The organism is Arthrobacter humicola, from assembly GCF_039531445.1.
GTDB lineage: Bacteria > Actinomycetota > Actinomycetes > Actinomycetales > Micrococcaceae > Arthrobacter > Arthrobacter humicola.
The window spans coordinates 522,992-539,306 of record NZ_BAAAQB010000041.1; the positions used below are offsets into that span (position 1 = coordinate 522,992).

At 64.2% G+C, this 16,315-nt stretch carries 15 protein-coding genes; 7 read left to right on the forward strand and 8 right to left on the reverse strand.

What is annotated here, in order from left to right; translation table 11 throughout:
- Nucleotides 1–108: 108 nt before the first annotated feature.
- On the reverse strand, nt 109–1,683 hold the full coding sequence (locus ABD243_RS18975; RefSeq protein WP_344367909.1) for an APC family permease: 1,575 nt from the start codon (nt 1,681–1,683) through the stop codon (nt 109–111).
- Nucleotides 1,684–2,088: 405 nt separating this feature from the next.
- Between ABD243_RS18975 and ABD243_RS18980 the strand changes: the two genes are divergently transcribed.
- Both ABD243_RS18980 and ABD243_RS18985 read left to right on the forward strand, forming a co-directional pair.
- On the forward strand, nt 2,089–2,730 hold the full coding sequence (locus tag ABD243_RS18980; RefSeq protein WP_344367911.1) for an NADPH-dependent F420 reductase: 642 nt from the start codon (nt 2,089–2,091) through the stop codon (nt 2,728–2,730).
- A gap of 240 nt (nt 2,731–2,970) precedes the next feature.
- Nucleotides 2,971–3,663: a hypothetical protein gene (locus ABD243_RS18985; RefSeq protein WP_344367912.1), complete on the forward strand. Its 693-nt coding sequence runs from the start codon at nt 2,971–2,973 to the stop codon at nt 3,661–3,663.
- Nucleotides 3,664–3,742: 79 nt separating this feature from the next.
- On the opposite strand, the gene ABD243_RS18990 is transcribed toward ABD243_RS18985, so the two are convergent.
- Entirely contained in the window at nt 3,743–4,207 is a 465-nt protein-coding gene (locus ABD243_RS18990) for a phage tail protein (protein ID WP_344367914.1), read from the reverse strand.
- Nucleotides 4,208–4,356: 149 nt separating this feature from the next.
- On the opposite strand from ABD243_RS18990, the gene ABD243_RS18995 reads away from it, so the two are divergent.
- The 4 genes from ABD243_RS18995 (at nt 4,357) to ABD243_RS19010 (ending at nt 8,377) form a co-directional block, all read left to right on the forward strand.
- Nucleotides 4,357–5,142 (forward strand): isocitrate lyase/PEP mutase family protein, encoded by a 786-nt coding sequence (locus tag ABD243_RS18995; RefSeq protein ID WP_344367915.1) that lies wholly within the window; start codon nt 4,357–4,359, stop codon nt 5,140–5,142.
- Between the two features lie 275 nt (nt 5,143–5,417).
- Nucleotides 5,418–5,960 carry a PadR family transcriptional regulator gene (locus ABD243_RS19000; RefSeq protein ID WP_344367916.1) on the forward strand — a complete coding sequence of 181 codons (543 nt, stop codon included), beginning with the start codon at nt 5,418–5,420 and terminating at the stop codon, nt 5,958–5,960.
- Between the two features lie 5 nt (nt 5,961–5,965).
- Entirely contained in the window at nt 5,966–7,678 is a 1,713-nt protein-coding gene (locus ABD243_RS19005; protein WP_344367917.1) for an ABC1 kinase family protein, read from the forward strand.
- Nucleotides 7,679–7,792: 114 nt separating this feature from the next.
- Nucleotides 7,793–8,377 (forward strand): HhH-GPD-type base excision DNA repair protein, encoded by a 585-nt coding sequence (locus tag ABD243_RS19010; protein ID WP_344367918.1) that lies wholly within the window; start codon nt 7,793–7,795, stop codon nt 8,375–8,377.
- Nucleotides 8,378–8,670: 293 nt separating this feature from the next.
- Here the strand turns inward: ABD243_RS19010 and gad are convergent, their stop codons facing one another.
- The 6 genes from gad to ABD243_RS19035 all read right to left on the reverse strand — a co-directional run bounded on the left by gad (nt 8,671) and on the right by ABD243_RS19035 (nt 14,688).
- On the reverse strand, nt 8,671–10,050 hold the full coding sequence (gene gad, locus ABD243_RS19015; RefSeq protein WP_344367920.1) for a glutamate decarboxylase: 1,380 nt from the start codon (nt 10,048–10,050) through the stop codon (nt 8,671–8,673).
- Between the two features lie 31 nt (nt 10,051–10,081).
- Nucleotides 10,082–10,783, reverse strand: a complete 702-nt coding sequence (locus tag ABD243_RS19020; RefSeq protein ID WP_344367921.1) for a hypothetical protein — start codon at nt 10,781–10,783, stop codon at nt 10,082–10,084.
- Nucleotides 10,776–12,152, reverse strand: a complete 1,377-nt coding sequence (locus tag ABD243_RS19025; RefSeq protein ID WP_344367922.1) for a chloride channel protein — start codon at nt 12,150–12,152, stop codon at nt 10,776–10,778. Before ABD243_RS19025 ends, ABD243_RS19020 begins: the two co-directional genes overlap by 8 nt.
- A gap of 363 nt (nt 12,153–12,515) precedes the next feature.
- Nucleotides 12,516–13,403: a response regulator gene (locus ABD243_RS19030; protein WP_344367923.1), complete on the reverse strand. Its 888-nt coding sequence runs from the start codon at nt 13,401–13,403 to the stop codon at nt 12,516–12,518.
- The gene (locus ABD243_RS20965) at nt 13,393–13,761 is read right to left on the reverse strand and encodes an Lsr2 dimerization domain-containing protein (RefSeq protein WP_425547257.1); all 369 of its coding nucleotides are present in this window, start codon (nt 13,759–13,761) and stop codon (nt 13,393–13,395) included. Before ABD243_RS20965 ends, ABD243_RS19030 begins: the two co-directional genes overlap by 11 nt.
- A 3-nt stretch (nt 13,762–13,764) precedes the next feature.
- Nucleotides 13,765–14,688: an AraC family transcriptional regulator gene (locus tag ABD243_RS19035; RefSeq protein ID WP_344367924.1), complete on the reverse strand. Its 924-nt coding sequence runs from the start codon at nt 14,686–14,688 to the stop codon at nt 13,765–13,767.
- A 271-nt stretch (nt 14,689–14,959) separates the two neighbouring features.
- Between ABD243_RS19035 and ABD243_RS19040 the strand changes: the two genes are divergently transcribed.
- Nucleotides 14,960–16,306 (forward strand): ABC transporter substrate-binding protein, encoded by a 1,347-nt coding sequence (locus ABD243_RS19040; protein ID WP_344367925.1) that lies wholly within the window; start codon nt 14,960–14,962, stop codon nt 16,304–16,306.
- The last annotated feature ends 9 nt before the right edge of the window (nt 16,307–16,315 follow it).

The window sequence follows — 16,315 nt, forward strand, 5'->3', positions numbered from 1 at the left end:
TCCAAGGCGCCGAGATGCGCGGGAATGCGGTGGCCACGAGTGGTGTCATGCGCTCAGTCCTGCGGACAGCCCGCCCCGGCAGCGGGAGCCACGACGCCGGCCTGGGATTCATTGACGGCGCGCCTCAGGCTTGTCCGAGCGCCGGGGCAGTGTATAACCGCGGAAAAAGCCCGGCTTCCGGATCCACCAGATCCCCATGAGCACGGCCCCGATCAGCAGGCCGCCAATGCCGACGACTGCCTCGGCCCCGATACCGAAAATCGTCACGTTGTTGCCGTCTGCGTCTTTCAGCCAATCAGGCTGGGCGAAGTTGGACAGGCCATAGACGAAGACGGCCGCGAGAATGAGGCTGCCAACCGCCGGGAACAGTCCGCGCATGACGAAGTTCCGGAACGACGACGTAAGTGTCTTGCGATAGAACCACGTGCACGCCAAGCCGGTCAGTCCGTAATAGAACGCGATCATCAGCCCGATCGACCCGATCAAGGCGAGCAGAAGGGACGGGCTGATGAACGTGAAGACGATGAAGAAGAACGCGGAAACGATACCCATGCCGATGGTGGACCAGGTCGGCGTGAGGTAGTTTTCGTGGATTCGCATGAACTTTTCCGGGATCGCCTTATGGACCGCCATCGAGAGCGCTGTGCGTGCCGTCGGAAGGATGGTCGTTTGCGTCGATGCCGACGCCGACGTCAGAATGGAGAATCCGAGGAGCGTCATGAGGATCGATCCAACGGGGCCCTCGCCGAACAACGTGGGTCCAATGGCCGAAAAGACGTCGGCCGAGTTAGCGGGGTTCGCCAGTCCGATTCCCGAGTCGCCGACGCCGGCAAAGGCCACGGCGGCGACGGTCACGATCGCGTAGGTGGCCAGCAGGAGGACCGTGCTGATGATGGCCGCCCGCCCCGGGGTCTTCGCTGGGTCCTTCGTCTCCTCATTCACCGAGACCGCACTGTCCCAGCCCCAGTAGATGAAGATCGCAGTCAGCATTGCCGGGGCAACAGTCTGGCCAAAGTCGAGCGTGAACGGATTGAACCAGTCCCACGACGGGATGAGGGAGTACGGCTCGGCAGTTCCCGAATACACCTTGACCAGTGCGAACACCGCGAAAAAAATCAGGATTAGGACTTCGAACGAGAGCAGCACGTACTGCACGATGGCAGTGATCTCGATGCCCCGGTAACAGATCCACGTCATCAGGGCGATCCACACCAGACCTGCGATGGTCGTCGCAACGACATTGCTGGCCAAGTCCGCGACGCCCGGGAACCCGAATCCTCCCACAAAGGTGAACGAATACGCGCCTGCGATCTGGGCCAGATTGGACATGACGACCACGTCGGCGATGATGATGCCCCAGCCACCCATCCAACCGGGGACCGGGCCAAACGCCCGCGTCGCCCACGTAAAAGTTGTGCCGCAGTCAGGCTCCGCCTTATTCAGCTCCTGGTAAGCAACCGCGATGAGGTACATCGGGATGAAGGCGAGAAGGACTATTCCGGGTGCCTTGACTCCCGCGAAGACGGTGCCGCCCACGACGATGAATCCCAAACTGGCCGCGAGGCTGTAGGCCGGGGCCGTCGAAGCGACACCCACAACGACACTCGATAGGAGGCCGAGGGCACCGCCCTTCAGGCCCTTGCTGTCGACTTCCTTGGCTCCGGAATGAACGGTGCTTGCCATCTTGTCTCCCTACCAAGGAACCGGCAGTGCCGGTAACGCCGGAGCCTAATGTCCACTTAGATCAACCGCGGGATACACACATGCCTATCAATGCAAATAATCCAGCCTCCGTAGAAATCGCGCAAGGGGGTGAGTTAAGCGCTCCCAGGGAATTCTGCGCGTACCAACCCGCCCGCTGTTTTCGGCCAGCAGCTTGCGGCTGGTGTACCGACCCAGGGGAACTCACCCGACCACACCCGCCCGCCGCGTGGCCATCAAACGCAAGCACCTCGTTCCGCTCGCAAAATTACTTGACGCCTCAACTTTCACGGCGTAGATTTAGTTGTAGCTTCAATGATCACTCCTCCAAGAGAACAGAACCTGATGAAGACCCTCCTGGCCCGCATATTCGGAAAGAAGACTCCAATGACGAACCTCACCATCATCGGCAACGGCAACATGGCCCGTGGCATCGCAACCCGTGCCCTCGCTGGCGGCCTGACCGTCGAAATCCTCGGACAGGACGCCACCAAGGCCAAGGAACTGGCCGCCGAGCTTGGCACCGGGGTGACCTTCGGGACCACCGCCGAGGCCCCGCAGGGCGGCATCGTGGTCCTGGCTGTCCCGTTCGACGCCGCCAAGTCCGTGGTCAGCACCTACGGCGAGGCCCTGACCGGCAAGACCATCGTGGACATCACCAACCCGGTGAACTTCCAGACCTTCGATTCCCTGGTCGTTGAACCCGGCACCTCCGCCGCCGAAGAAGTCGCACAACTTGCCCCCGCCGGCGCCCACGTCGTAAAGGCATTCAACACCACCTTCGCCGGCACCCTCGTCGCCGGCGAATCCGGCGGACAGCCGCTGGACGTCTTCATCGCCGGCGACAACGCGGACGCCAACGCAGCGGTCAGCAGCTTCATCAGCGCCGGCGGCATGCGCCCCCTGGTCGTCGGCCCGCTCAAGCGCTCCCGCGAACTCGAAGGCTTCCAGTTCGTCCTCATGACCATGCAGGCCAACCCGGAGTTCGCCGACTTCAACTGGGACACCGGACTTCAAGTCACCAAGTAACCCGGACAGCGATAGACGTCAAAAACCAAAAGCAAGAGGACGACGGCGGGCAGCTTCCGCCGTCGTCCTCTTGCGTATGACGTGATGACGGCTGCGCCCGGGACTGAGCGGGCTCGGTGATCGTTCGATGAACATTGGGCGTCCGCCCGCTTCAGGCCCTCGGGCGCGACATAAGCTGATGCGGAAGCCTTCGCGCCGCGAGGTGACCGGAGGGCGAAGCACCAACAGTGGAGAGCTGTGATGTCGTTCGAACATGCGGGGCGTAGACCGAAAGCGGAGATAACCCACGCTCTCGTCGCCGGAGGCGCCGCCAATGAGACCGTCCCCGGGATCTATGAGTCGGCACGCCGCGCCGCCGCGGACCGTATGGAACGTATTCTGGGACGGGCCAGCAAGCGACTACTAAAGCGCTCCGTGCCGACCAGCCTCGCCGCCGTCACGAGCGGCACCGACTGGACCACGTGGCATTTCGTCGCCCTGTCCCTCGGCTGGCCCCTTGAAAACGAAGACGACGGCACTGCCTTCCTCAGCGTCGACGGCCGCATCTGCTTCTACCGCCGGTCCACAACCTTCGGCGGCGACGAATTCCTCACCTCTGACACCGTCCTGAGCACGTTCGAAGGCGGCAGCGCCATCAAGAAACTGGTCAACCCCAAAGCTCTGGTCCCGGAGTCCGGCCGCGTGATCTCCCTGCCGGCCCGCAAACCGGGCAAAGAGCCGGCCTGGATGACCGCTCCGCAGCGCCTCGTCGAGTTCACCGGCAACCGTGCAGTAGCGCGCTGGCCCCGGACCGCGCTCGACAACCTGGTGAATGTCGACTTTGACCGCAAAGGCAAGGTCTGGCTCACCTACCCCCGCTGGGACAGCCACCAGAGCATCTCCCTAAAGGAATGGATCACTTTGAGTACGGCCAAACTCATTAGCCTTGAGTGACCCTGACCGTCATCCCTGGCACCGCGAACGAGCAGTGCGATTCCGGCCGAAGCCCCACCGGGCGCGCAACGTCAACCGGTCAGTACTCGCCCTTGATCACGAAGAAGGAGCCGCGGATAACGCCTGCCAGCTTCGACTTCTGGCGAGCGAACTTGAACCGTGTCGCCAGTTCCTCCGGAATCTCCATGCCTTCGGCAAGCTTGAATCCGACCGCTCGCTTCCCGCCGTCCTCGATGCTGTACATGACGTTGATGGACAGCCCCGACTCGTAGAACACGTAAGCCATCCGCAAACCGTCCACTTCGAAGGCGGCCGCTTCGAGCGGGCGTGAGCCGATGACGATGTCGCGCTCCTCCTTGAGGATGCGGCTCACCCGCTCGACCACCTCCGGAAGCTCGGTCGCAGGGCTAACAGTGAAGACGTGATCGTACTTGTTCCGGTAGTAGCGGACCTCGTTGGCGCGCAACCCGGCGAGCGCCTCGGCAACGGGAGACGATTCCAGGCCGACAGTGGAAACGTTCTCAAAGTCAACGACGTACGGCATGCGGCCTCCTGGTCAGATGTGATGGGACCAACGATAACGTGACGACGTGCTGCGCGGGCGTCCGAAACGTCGATCCCTTGCGGCGCCCGGCCGCGTTTGTACACTGAGCAGGGATTCACCTATTCGGTTGGCAGGGGATGGGAATGAAAATGGCCACTTTTCGGGAACTCCACCACACGACGGCACCGCTCCTGCTGCCCAATGCGTGGGACGTCGGATCAGCCTTGGCATTTGCGACAGCGGGATTCACCGCCGTCGGCACCACCAGTTTTGGCATTGCGGCAAGTGCCGGCCTGCCGGACGGAGGCCGGTCCAGCAAAGCGGCAACCACCGCACTGGTGGCGCAGCTGTGCCGCCTGCCTGTACACGTCACGGCGGACATCGAGGACGGCTACTCCGATGACCCCGCCGAGGTTGCGGAACTTGTGGCCCAACTGGCTACCCTTGGCGTGGCCGGGGTCAACCTGGAGGACAGCACGGGCGGGCATCTTGTCGATCCAGCAGCCTTTGCCAACAAGGTTGCCGCCGTCAAGCGGCGCAGCCCGGCTGTGTTCGTCAACGCGCGGGTGGACAACATATGGTTCGGCGAACAGGCCACTGTGGATGCCGTCCTGCTCCGGGCGGGTGTCTATGCCGACGCCGGGGCGGACGGGATCTTTGTCCCGGGACTTGTGGTGCCGGAGGACATCCAGATAGTCACCGCCGGCATCGGGCTGCCGGTCAACGTGCTGGCCCATCCCTCGCTGACTGTTGCCGAGCTGGGTGATCTGGGGGTTCGGCGGGTGAGTTCCGGTTCCCTGCCGTACCGCGCGGCAGTTGACGCGGCGGTAAACGTGGTCAGCGCCCTGCGCGACGGCAAGCAGGCGCCGGCCGCCACTCCATACTGGGAGATGCAATCGCGTCTCGTGTCCTTCAGCCAGCGCCTCACGGGCTGACCGCCGCCATCGGGCACCGGCCACCCACCTAGCCGCAGCCCGAACCCGCACCGGAGGTCATCACGGAAAAAGTCCGACGGCCAGGGTGGGCACATTTTGCGCACGCCCTCTGTGCCACCGCGGCCAGGGTCGAGCTCCGGCACAGGCGCCGTCCAACTACCGCGCTCGATGTTGGGGCAATCCGGCCTCCCTCCCCCGGCTTCTCGCGCTGCTGGTTATCGCGTATATCGGAATGTATCGTTGAGTATCGTTCGGGATTCACTAAGGAGAGCAGTATGCGTAATTCATACTCGGCTGGCGGATTTGGCGGTCCCAACATCGACGGCATGTGGCAGGCCGTCGAAGAGCTGCGTTCAAGATTTGAGAAGCGCTCGGGCACCCGCGCGGGGCGAGGCGAGGTGCGGTCCGCGGTGCTGGCCCTGCTCGCGGAGCGGCCGATGCACGGCTATCAGATCATCCGTGAAATCGAGGAGCGGAGCAATGGCAGCTGGAAGCCGAGCGCCGGCTCCGTCTACCCCACGCTGCAACTGCTGGCCGATGAGGGGTTGATCCGTGCCGAAGAGTCCAACGGTCGCAAGATTTACTCGTTGACCGAAGCAGGCCGGGAGGATGTAGCCCATGCCGATGCGTCAGCACCATGGGAGTCAACGGGCCCGGCATCTGGCACCGGATTCGCGGCCCTGCCGAAGGCCGGCGTCGAGCTCGCCCAGGCCGCGTCTCAGGTGGGTCGCACCGGCTCTCCGGAGCAGGTGCAGCAGGCCGTGGCGGTGCTGCACGAGGCACGTCGTCGCCTGTATTCGATCCTCGCCCAGGACTGACGGGGGTGACGTCGGTTCGTCGGGAACGAGCAGATCCGGTCCCCGGCGCCGGAGACACCCGTGCCCGTTACCGTCGCATCCTGCGCTTCGCAGCGTGGCATCTCGCCCTGACCTGGTGGTTTGAGCTGTTCCTCCCCCGCATCGGGCTAGGCCGAGTTGCCGAGCGCACCCGGGCGAAGAGGATGCGGAGCTTCGCGCAGCACTTCCACGTGCTCGCGGTAAATCTGGGCGGCCTGATGATCAAGGTCGGTCAGTTCCTGTCGTCCAGGCTCGACGTACTTCCGCCCGAGATCACCAAGGAGCTTGAGGGACTGCAGGACGAGGTGCCCCCTGTCCCGTTCCCCGCGATCCGTGCACTTGCCGAGGCCGAGCTGGGTGTGGCCCTGAACCAGGTTTTCGCCTCGGTCGAGGAGACCCCAATCGCCGCCGCATCGCTCGGGCAGGCGCACCTGGCACGGCTCCTTCCCGCCAATGCCGCCGACGCGGGGCTCGACAGGGTGGTGTTGAAGGTGCAGCGCCCGGGCATCGACGCGATTGTCGACGTCGACCTGGCGGCACTGCGCAAAGTGGGCGGCTGGCTCAGCCACGTGCGACTGGTGTCCGATCGGGCCGACATGGCCGCCCTGGTCGAGGAGTTTGCGCAAACCAGTCTTGAGGAGATCGACTACCTGCATGAGGCAGCGAATGCAGAGCGCTTCGCGGCTGATTTCGCCGACGACGACCGCGTGGATGTACCCGACGTGGCATGGGAGTGGAGCACCCGCCGCGTGCTCATCCTCGAAGATGTCACGGCGATCAAGATCACGGACTCGGAGGCACTTCTTGCGGCGGGCATCGATCCGGCGCAGGTTGCCCCGGTCTTCGCGTCGGTCATGTTCGACCAGATGTTCACCAACGGCTTCTTCCATGCAGATCCGCACCCCGGAAACATCTTTGTCACTCCGGTTACCGGTTCATCCGCGGGGCGCCCCTGGAAGCTGACGTTCATCGACTTCGGCATGATGGGCGAGGTTCCACCCAGCACTCGCAGCGGCCTGCGGAAACTTCTGATCGCGGCTGCCTCGCGTGACGGCAAGGGCCTGGTGAGCGCAATCAGCGACGTGGGTGTGCTGGTGCCATCGGCCGACAAAGCCGAGCTTGAGCGGGCGATGACGCACCTGTTCGCCCGGTTTGGTGGGATGGGCTTCGCCGAGCTTCGCGAGGTGGACCAGCGGGAGTTCCTTGAATTTGCGGTGGAGTTCGGCGACCTGGTTCGCTCGCTGCCGTTCCAGTTGCCGGAGAATTTCCTGCTCATCATCCGGGCCATGTCACTGACCTCGGGTGTGTGCAGCTCGCTGGACGCCCGGTTCAATCTGTGGGACGCGGTGGAACCCTATGCGGCGCAGTTGCTGCGCGACGAGCGTGGCAACATCGTGCAGGACGTGGCTCAGCAGGCGCTCGACGCCGCCGGGGTCGCCCTGCGTCTGCCGAAACGCCTGGATGGGCTTGTCAGCCGCATCGAAGACGGCGCAGTATCCGTGGCTAATCCGCGTCTCGAGCGGCAAATGGCACGGCTGGACCGCACGGCGCAGCGAGCGGCATCGGCGCTGATATTCGCCGCCCTGCTCATCGCCGGTTCCGTGGTCCGGGCGGACGACACGGTGCTCGGCAGCGTGCTAATGATCGTGTCAGTGGTTCCGCTGCTGCACGGGCTATGGCTAGGGCGCCGCGGCCTCTGAGTGAACTGGCGAGCCGGGACCGGGCAATTCGTCGTCGGCCACCGGCGGTTCCCGGTCCTCATCAATCCCTGTAGGTGCCATGACGCAGCTCGGAGCAGGTGGGAGGATGGGCGCATGGAACTGCACATCACTGGCGACCCCGCCGCCGACCAACTGCTCAGCAATGACCCGTTCGCACTCCTCATCGGCATGCTGCTTGACCAGCAGGTGACCATGGAGTCTGCGTTTGCCGGACCCGAAAAGATCCGGACGCGCATCGGGTCCATGGCCCCGGCCGCAATCGCCGAATATGACCCCGCAGGCTTCGTTGAGATCTTCAAGGAGCGTCCGTCCATCCACCGCTTCCCTAGCTCCATGGCCAGCCGCGTCCAGGACCTCGCCGCGACCGTGCAGCACGATTGGAATGGGGACGCAACTGCCATCTGGAACCAGGACAGCCCTGATGGCCAGGAAGTGCTTCGCAGGTTGAAGGGATTGCCCGGCTTCGGAGAGCAAAAGGCAAAGATCTTCCTCGCACTACTCGGCAAGCAGTGCGGACTCCAGGCACAAGGCTGGCGTGAGGCTGCGGACCCCTATGGCCAGGAGAGCACATATCTTTCTGTCGCAGACATCGTGGACCCCGAGTCGCTGATAAAGGTGCGCGCCAGCAAGCAGGCTGCCAAGGCCGCTATTAAAGCCGCGAAGGCATCCGAGCGCTGATCAGCCTCCGCCTCCGTTGACCCGAAGGCCGCGCCGCACGCGATCGGCCGGGACGTCAGGCGTGCTAGTAGACTCAGACCGGCTCTCCAGTTCCCCCCAGCTTGGAGAGCCGGGAGCCTCCGCGCTTGAGTCCTGGATTCGCGCGGAGGCTTCCTCATACGTCCGGCAACACCGCGGCGCAGCCAAGAGGGACTTCGTCGATCAGGCCGTGCCGCATGAAGGTGGAAGCCAAAGCAAAGCCGCTGAGGACCTCTCCCCGCCGGTCAGGCCCGGGGTGTCACCGTTGCCTTGGGTCAATGACCGGGTCCGATGATGATCTTGTTTCGTTCGGATTCGTGCGCGCCGCCCTTCTTCGCCAGCGTGGAGCACGCCTCTTCGATGTCGCGGGCGAGCGTGTCTACGTGCTCGCGGCTCAACGTTTCCTTGACCAGGGCGCGCATGATCGTCACGTCTTGGGCGTTCGGCGGCAGTGTGTAGGCCGGCACCATCCAGCCGCGCTCGGCCGAGAGTTGCCAGGCAATGTCGAACTCGTCGTACCCGGGGTCGGAGGCGAGCCGGAACGCCACCAGGGGAAGTTGCTCCTCGGCGGCGCCGATGATCTCGAACCGGCCCATGGCGTCCAGCTTCTCAGCCAGGACGCGGGCGTTGGTCTGCATGTTCTGCATGATGTACGTGTAACCGGCGCGGCCATAGCGCACGAAGTTGTAGTACTGGGCGAGAACCATCGACGAGCCGGTGGAGAAGTTCAGGGTGAAGGTCGAGTCGGTCTTGCCGAGGTAGTTCTCCTCGAAGACGAGATCCTTGGCGAGGTCCGCTTTCTCCCGGAAGATCAGCCAGCCGATGCCGGGATAGACCAGGCCGAACTTGTGCCCGGAGACATTGATCGAACGGACCTGCTCGAGCCGGAAGTCCCACTCGGAGTCCGGGTAGAGGAAGGGCCAGACGAACCCCCCGCTGGCCGCGTCCACGTGCAACGGCACATCAAGGCCCCGCTCATTCTTGATCTGCACCAGCAGGTCGTTGATGCCGACGATGTCGTCTTTGTGCCCGGTGAACGTCGTCCCCAGCACGGCCGCGACGCCGATGGTGTTCTCATCGACATGGGCCTGCACGTCGTCCGGGCCGATCGTGTACTTCCCCGGCTGCAGTGGCACGATCCGCGGCTCGACGTCGAAGTAGCGGCAGAACTTCTCCCACACGACATGCACGTCGCCGCCGAACACCAGGTTCGGGCTCGACGTCGACGCGCCGGCAGCCTCGCGACGCTTGCGCCAGTTCCACTTCAGGGACAGACCGCCGAGCATGATCGCCTCGGACGATCCCTGGGTTCGGGCTCCCGTCGTCTCGCCGGGTGCGTGGAAGAGGTCTGCGAGCATCCGGATGCAGCGCTGCTCGATCTCGGCCGTGCGGGGATATTCGGCGTGGTCGATGAAATTGCGGTGCAGGTTCGCTGCAATGATCTCCTGGGCCTGTGGCTCCATCCATGTCGTCACGAAGGTCGCCAGATTCCGGGCGGGATCACCCTCCAGCGCCAAGTCCTCCGACACCAACCGCAAAGCGTCCTGAGCAGGAATGCCGGTCTCCGGGAAGTCCCGGCTCGGAACCTCCTGGGTGATAAATCGGTTGCCGAACAGCGCCACGTCGGCATCCGCCGGCTGGGAATTTACTGACATCACTTCTCCTTCAGAAACTGTTGAAAGGGGGCTACGGATGAGTTCCCCGGTCCGTTTGAACCGAGACGTCGGTGGATTCCGGACCCAGCATGAGAATCGCACCGGTGAGGAAGCACAGGGCTCCCACGAGTGTGCCGAGATTGGACAGTTCGGCGTTCCAGACGTCGCCGCTCGAGGGGATGACAAAGGCCGCGACCGCCGAGATGCCGAACGCAACCGAACCGGCCACGTTGATGACGGCGATCTTCCATGTCCGGGGCCTGGGCCGGCCGGGGATGGCGCCGCGGCCCGCATCGCGCAGCGCCACACCGCTGGCACCGAGGAAGGCGACTGATCCCAGAGCGTCGGGTCGCCACACCCGCTGGTCGGTCAGCGCCGCGCTGAGATTATCCCGCACCGCGTTTCCCGTACTCCAGTTGAACCACAGTGTGCCGGCAAGTTGAACCGCGGCAGCGAGCCAAACGAGATTCCGCGGCGCCCAGACCCAAGGCGAGTGGCGCGCAGTGGCACGCACGGCCGGAAGCGCGTCAGCGGCTTCGCGGTACTGCAGGAATGCCGCAGAGGTGAAGAACAGCGAACCGACGAAGAATGTGGCGGCACACCAGCGCAATCCCACGGCCTCGGAGTATGACGGCACCGCCCCCAAAGCGAACAGACTCGAGCCAATGATGAACAACCATGCGATCCACCGGTCCCGTATGGTCGAACGGCGCGCGCTCGAGATCTCAGTCATGGTCGACCCCAGAGGAAGCCCGATGTTGGACGCTGCCTGGATCGTCAGGCGCCGCGGGCGCCCTGGGGCCCGGGACCGGGAGCACATTGATCATCACGAAGGACACCGCCACAGCCACCACCACCTGGGGTGTTACGGCCACACCGTCCACTCCCAGCAGCAGTGTGGCCAGCAGCGTCGACGTCAACGGCAGCCGCAGCATGGCCGCGCACATGGCTCCTATGCCCATGCCGATCGCTGCCGCGAGATTCATTCCGGGCAACCCACTCGCAGCAATACCGAGCGCCGCACCGATGAACATCGACGGGAACACCGGCCCACCACGAAATGCGCTCAGCGAGAGCCCATAGACCAGGGTCTTACAGGAGATCAGCAGGACCAGCACAGCAAGCGGGTAGTCCGCGGCGTCTGCGACCAGCTCCGGAAGTGCGTCCTGCCCCGAGAACAACACCTGCGTGAAGCTGTGCGCGGAGATCAGCTGGTACGCCATCGCGGTAAGACCGATCAGCAAGCCCAGCGCAGACGTCACCAACACCCGGTTCAGATGCACGACCGGACGAAGCGACAACGCGACCCAGCGAATCAACCATCCCAACAGCGCGCCGGCCGCGCCCATGATCACCGCCCAGCCCATCGTCGCCAACGTCGGCGGCACCGCAGGCGGCACCGCGGGCAGCGCCAGCGAGAAGCTGCCCAACCCGGTCCACCCGTCCAAGCCGACGAACACCAGCGCCCCCACACCAGATGCGATCAGTCCGGGCAGGGCCACCAGACTCAGCGTCATTCCCCCGATCCCGGCAGCCTCCATGATCAGGAATGCACCGAGCACGGGCGAGCCGAGCAGGGTACTGATCGCTGCGAAGCTGCCAGCCGACGCCATGATCGTCAGGGCCATCGGCGGAGCGTCCTTCTTCACGAGGTGCACCGCCAACGCCCCGAGGCCGCCACCGATCGCGATCAGCGGCCCCTCGGGCCCGAGCACGGCACCCAGGCTGAGCGTAGTCAGTGCCGCGAGAACGATGCCCACGAGTTCCCGACTGCTGGGCGGACCGCCGCCTGTCTTGAATCCGAACGCGGGTGAGTGGCCCCCGGTTCCGGGCAGATACCGGATGGTCAACGCCGTCAACAGCCCACACAGCACCAACCACGGAACCGGCCACCACGCAGGAGCAGAACCCCCGAGGACTTGACTCGGCAGCCCGACGAAGACGAACCGCTGGACCGCCGCGACCAGAGCGAGAAAACCGTAGGCAATGACCGAGATGGGAACGCCCAAGACCGCTGCCAGCACGAGCGCTGCGATGTATGGCCTGGAACGAATCACGACGGTCGGATCGATACTGGGCGGCGACGCCGCAGGCTCGCTCATTCCGGGCAACCCGGTGCGACTGTGACGATTCGGGTCAACCCGAATCTCCATCGTCCGTCCGAAAGACGGCCCCCAGCAAACGGAGGCGCCGATAGGACCTGGAGAACGGGTGCGGTGCGCCCGTGGTACCAGTTGAGCATCCCTGCTCCTTCCGCTGGCCCTCCGCTCGACGGCGGGAGCGTTCAGTGAGGTCGCACAAGCGATAGAGGCTGGTCAATCACGTGTTCTTCACGCTAACGCTTCCGGTGGGGGCAGTCGTCACCCAACGCGGGTGAAAGAGAACGGGTCATCCACCAATGGATACTCCGGGAGCCGGTCTTCCTGCTTGCCCGGACCCGGGAACGCCGTTCGCGCCCCTGGCTCCTACGTGCGGCTTGGTTGAGGGTGGATGACCATCCGTACGGCCCCGGTCGCGGCAAGGGCATCGGCAAGCCGGAGGGCATCCCCTGCCCGCACGCCGTCTGTGGGCGGCACGGTGGGGGCCTCGCTGGTGCAGTTCAGCAGCGCGGCCGTGACTTCGGCGACCAGATCCGGGAACCGGCTGAACCGGTAGCCGCCGTCGGCGGGGTCTTCGACGTGGCCCAGGGCTCTGGTGACGAGCACGGCGGCCTGGGTCCTGCGTGCCATGCCGAGTTTCATCAGGATGGTCGAGACCATGTTCTTCACGGTCTTTTCTGCCAGGAACATCTCCTGGCTGATCTGGCGGTTGCTCAGCCCTTTCGCCAGGCCGATGGCGGCAGTCATTTCCCGCTTTGAGAGTCTCTGGAGTCTCTCGTCCTGCCCTTGCGGCCCGAGCAGGGAGAACGGGGCCACGAGCGCCGGATGGAACCGGGCGCTGTACGCGGTATGCCCGGCCAGGGCCCGGCGGATGAGCCTGAGTTGTTCGCTGCTGTCGTCCTGCTTGGACAGGCACCCCCGAGCGCCCGCCAGAATGGATTCGATCAGCACGGCTTCGTCGGTGTCCGCGGTCATCAGCACGCAGCGGATGCCCGGGTCGGCCGCGGTGATGGCCCGGCACACGTCTTCACCGGAACCGTCGGGAAGATCATCGTCAAGAATGACCAGCTCCGGGCGAAGGGCAGGGATCCGCCGGACTGCTTCGCGGGCGGATCCTGATTCCCCGGCGACGCTCAGGCCATCGGACTCGATCAGTTGACGCAGGCCCCGCCTCACGACCTCGTGGTCGTCCAGCAGATACACGCCTCGGCCGGCAAAGCTGTTGTGCGGGTGGTTTTCCGGGTCAGCCATCATTGCTGTTCCGTTCTTTCGCCTTTGAGACCCCAGAGGCGTTGTTAGTGAATCCCTGACGCCGGCCCCACTGATGCGAAGACGAACCCGGATCCCCATCCGGCCCCCCTGCCGGCGCGCATTCATGCGCGCCGGTCCTTTCTCCCCACGCTAGACCTAATACCCGCTTAGTCCTAACAGCCTCCGGGCAACAGCGCAGTTCGGCCGCGTTCCCGGCTGACAGGTCTATTCCGTAGTCGGTGCCCTCGGTTGAGAACCGCACGGCTTCCTCGGCATCCTCGGCATCCTCCCCAGAAAGATCATCGATCAGCCGGACATTGATGTCGCCGGCGGCTAAGTCGTAGCTTGGAATGGCGCGCAGTGGTCAGCTTTGGACTCGCTGCCGGTACTGCCGCGGAGTTTCCCCTGCGTCGTTGAGAAAGTGCCGGTTGAAGTTGGACAGATTCGAGAAGCCGACTTCGTAACAGATCTCGGAGATCGCTTTTTCGCTCCGCTCCAGCAGGCGCCGTGCGTGGGCCAGTCGAAGTTTCCGGACCAGGTCACTGAAGTTCTGGCCGGTGGCACGTTTGAAGTACTTCGAGAATGTCGGCTCCGGCATCCCCACCATGGCTGCGGCCTCCGACATCTTGACGCTGCCGGCGTGGTTGCTGAATACGTACTCGAGAACCATGTCCACCACGGCCGCGGCCTGGCCGTCCAGCTGCGGCCTGAACCATTCGTCGGCAAGGTAGCGCCGTTCCTCCTGGGGCGCCCGCGCCAGAATTGTAAATAGCTCCAAGAGGTGGCGGAGCCGATCCAAGCCGGTGGACGCACCGATCGCCTCGATGGACGCTGCGGCCGACGCGGCTGAGCGGCCCAGGAACTCGACGCCGCGTGCGGACTGTTCCAGCAGGGGTTTGAGTTCGGCCAGTTCTGGGACCAGGGCAGCGGTCTGCTCGACCCATTTTCCGTCAAACTGGATGACTGCGTCCCGCTTCTCCAGGACTTCGCCGGGCTCAAGGTCGCTGACCCAATCATGCGGCAGCCCCGACCCCACGAGAGACACCTGGCCGGCCTCGAAGGTGCCGATGTGGTCTCCGACGATGAATTTTCCGGTGCCCTTGCGGATGAGGTGGATCTCGTACTCGGGATGATAATTCCAGCGCGCCACAGGGCTGGGGTAGTCGTGCTCATGCCACCGGACCGAGTGGTTGGGGTCGGGCGGGATAACCTCCCGGTTGGCGTGCATTCCCAGCAGCCGTTCGGCCAGCCTGGCAGTTGCTCCGTCGAGAGGCTCCGCGGCAGTCATTGCAATTCTCCGTTTGGTGAGTGGTTATGAAATCTGGACGGCACCTAAGCGCCTTCCCCTAGGTTAGCGGCTTCTTGGAAGAAGAGCGGCGAAAATTAGTATCAGAAATTGGCAACCAGGACGCTAGTTGTGTCATACCCCACAGGCCTAATCTTGAGGAACAGCAGCACGGCAACCGGCCTCGAGCCGGTCGCCCGTCTTCGGCCCCGCACCCCGACGCAGCAGTCGGAATGGGCAGCATCGCACCCCCTGAAGAACAAAGGAGTCCTTAATGCGCGCAAAAATACGCGTCGCCACGTTGGCGGCAGGCGCCCTGTGCGTGGCACTCAGCGCCTCGGCCTGCGCAGGCGCCGGTGGCGGCAATTCCGCCGGTGACCCCAACAGCATCAATGTCCTGATGGTGAACAACCCCCAAATGGAGGACCTGCAGCGGCTCACCGCTGATAACTTCACCAAGGAAACCGGAATCAGGGTCAACTACACCGTCCTGCCGGAAAACGACGTCCGAGCCAAAATCAGCCAGGAATTCTCGAGCCAGGCCGGCCAGTACGACATTGCGTCGCTGTCCAACTACGAAATCCCCTTCTATTCCGCCAACGGCTGGCTGGCACCGCTGGACAACGTGGCCAAGAATGCCGAGTTCAACCAGGCGGACATCCTGCCGGCCTACACCGCCTCCCTGACCGGCAAGGACGGCAAGCTCTATGGTGAACCGTTTTACGGTGAGTCTTCCTTCCTGATGTACCGGAAAGACATCTTCGACGCCAAGGGCCTAACGATGCCGGAGAAACCGACGTGGGACGAGGTCGCAGCCCTCGCCGCCAAGGTCGACGGGGCAGCGCCGGGGATGAAGGGCATCTGCCTGCGCGGCGAGCCCGGCTGGGGCCAGGTCTTCGCACCCCTGACCACCGTGGTGAACACGTTCGGCGGGACCTGGTTCGACAAGGACTGGAACGCAAAGGTCAACGCTCCCGAGTTCACCGCGGCGGTCGATTTCTACACCAAGCTGGTCCGCGACCACGGCGAAGCAGGGGCCGCCCAGGCCGGGTTCACCGAGTGCCTGAACAACATGAGCCAGGGCAAGACCGCGATGTGGTACGACGCCACCTCGGCGGCCGGGGCACTGGAAGCGGAGGCCTCCCCTGTGAAGGGGAGGATTGGGTACGCCCAGGCCCCGGTGAAGGAGACTAAGTCCTCGGGCTGGCTGTGGACCTGGTCCTGGGCCATGCAGGCGGCTTCCAAGAAGCAGGACGCTGCCGGGAAGTTCATTGCCTGGGCCAGTTCCAAGAAGTACGAGGAACTGGTCGCTGCCAAGCTCGGCTGGGCCAAGGTCCCGTCCGGCAAGCGCATCTCCACCTACGAGAACGCCGACTTCCAGCAGGCAGCGCCATTCTTCAAAGCCGAACGCTTTGCCATTGAAAACGCCGATCCGAAAAACCCCGGCGTCCAGCCGCGGCCGGCTGTCGGCATCCAATTTGTCGGTATCCCCGAGTTCGCCGCCCTGGGCACCAGAGTGTCCCAAGGTGTCAGCTCTGCCATCGCCGGCCAGGGCTCCGTGGCCGATGCCGTGGCCAAGGGCCAGGAAGCCGCACAAAAAGTCGGCGACAAGTACAAGTAGCAACAACCG

What these genes read in the sequence shown, in the direction of transcription:
- ABD243_RS18975 (WP_344367909.1), bottom strand. Translation starts at nt 1,683, where the DNA reads ATGGCAAGCACCGTTCATTCCGGAGCCAAGGAAGTCGACAGCAAGGGC.
- ABD243_RS19020 (WP_344367921.1), bottom strand. Translation starts at nt 10,783, where the DNA reads ATGACTGAGATCTCGAGCGCGCGCCGTTCGACCATACGGGACCGGTGG.
- ABD243_RS19025 (WP_344367922.1), bottom strand. Translation starts at nt 12,152, where the DNA reads ATGAGCGAGCCTGCGGCGTCGCCGCCCAGTATCGATCCGACCGTCGTG.
- ABD243_RS19000 (WP_344367916.1), top strand. Translation starts at nt 5,418, where the DNA reads ATGCGTAATTCATACTCGGCTGGCGGATTTGGCGGTCCCAACATCGAC.
- ABD243_RS19030 (WP_344367923.1), bottom strand. Translation starts at nt 13,403, where the DNA reads ATGATGGCTGACCCGGAAAACCACCCGCACAACAGCTTTGCCGGCCGA.
- ABD243_RS18980 (WP_344367911.1), top strand. Translation starts at nt 2,089, where the DNA reads ATGACGAACCTCACCATCATCGGCAACGGCAACATGGCCCGTGGCATC.
- gad (WP_344367920.1), bottom strand. Translation starts at nt 10,050, where the DNA reads ATGTCAGTAAATTCCCAGCCGGCGGATGCCGACGTGGCGCTGTTCGGC.
- ABD243_RS18995 (WP_344367915.1), top strand. Translation starts at nt 4,357, where the DNA reads ATGGCCACTTTTCGGGAACTCCACCACACGACGGCACCGCTCCTGCTG.
- ABD243_RS18990 (WP_344367914.1), bottom strand. Translation starts at nt 4,207, where the DNA reads ATGCCGTACGTCGTTGACTTTGAGAACGTTTCCACTGTCGGCCTGGAA.
- ABD243_RS19040 (WP_344367925.1), top strand. Translation starts at nt 14,960, where the DNA reads ATGCGCGCAAAAATACGCGTCGCCACGTTGGCGGCAGGCGCCCTGTGC.
- ABD243_RS18985 (WP_344367912.1), top strand. Translation starts at nt 2,971, where the DNA reads ATGTCGTTCGAACATGCGGGGCGTAGACCGAAAGCGGAGATAACCCAC.
- ABD243_RS19010 (WP_344367918.1), top strand. Translation starts at nt 7,793, where the DNA reads ATGGAACTGCACATCACTGGCGACCCCGCCGCCGACCAACTGCTCAGC.
- ABD243_RS19035 (WP_344367924.1), bottom strand. Translation starts at nt 14,688, where the DNA reads ATGACTGCCGCGGAGCCTCTCGACGGAGCAACTGCCAGGCTGGCCGAA.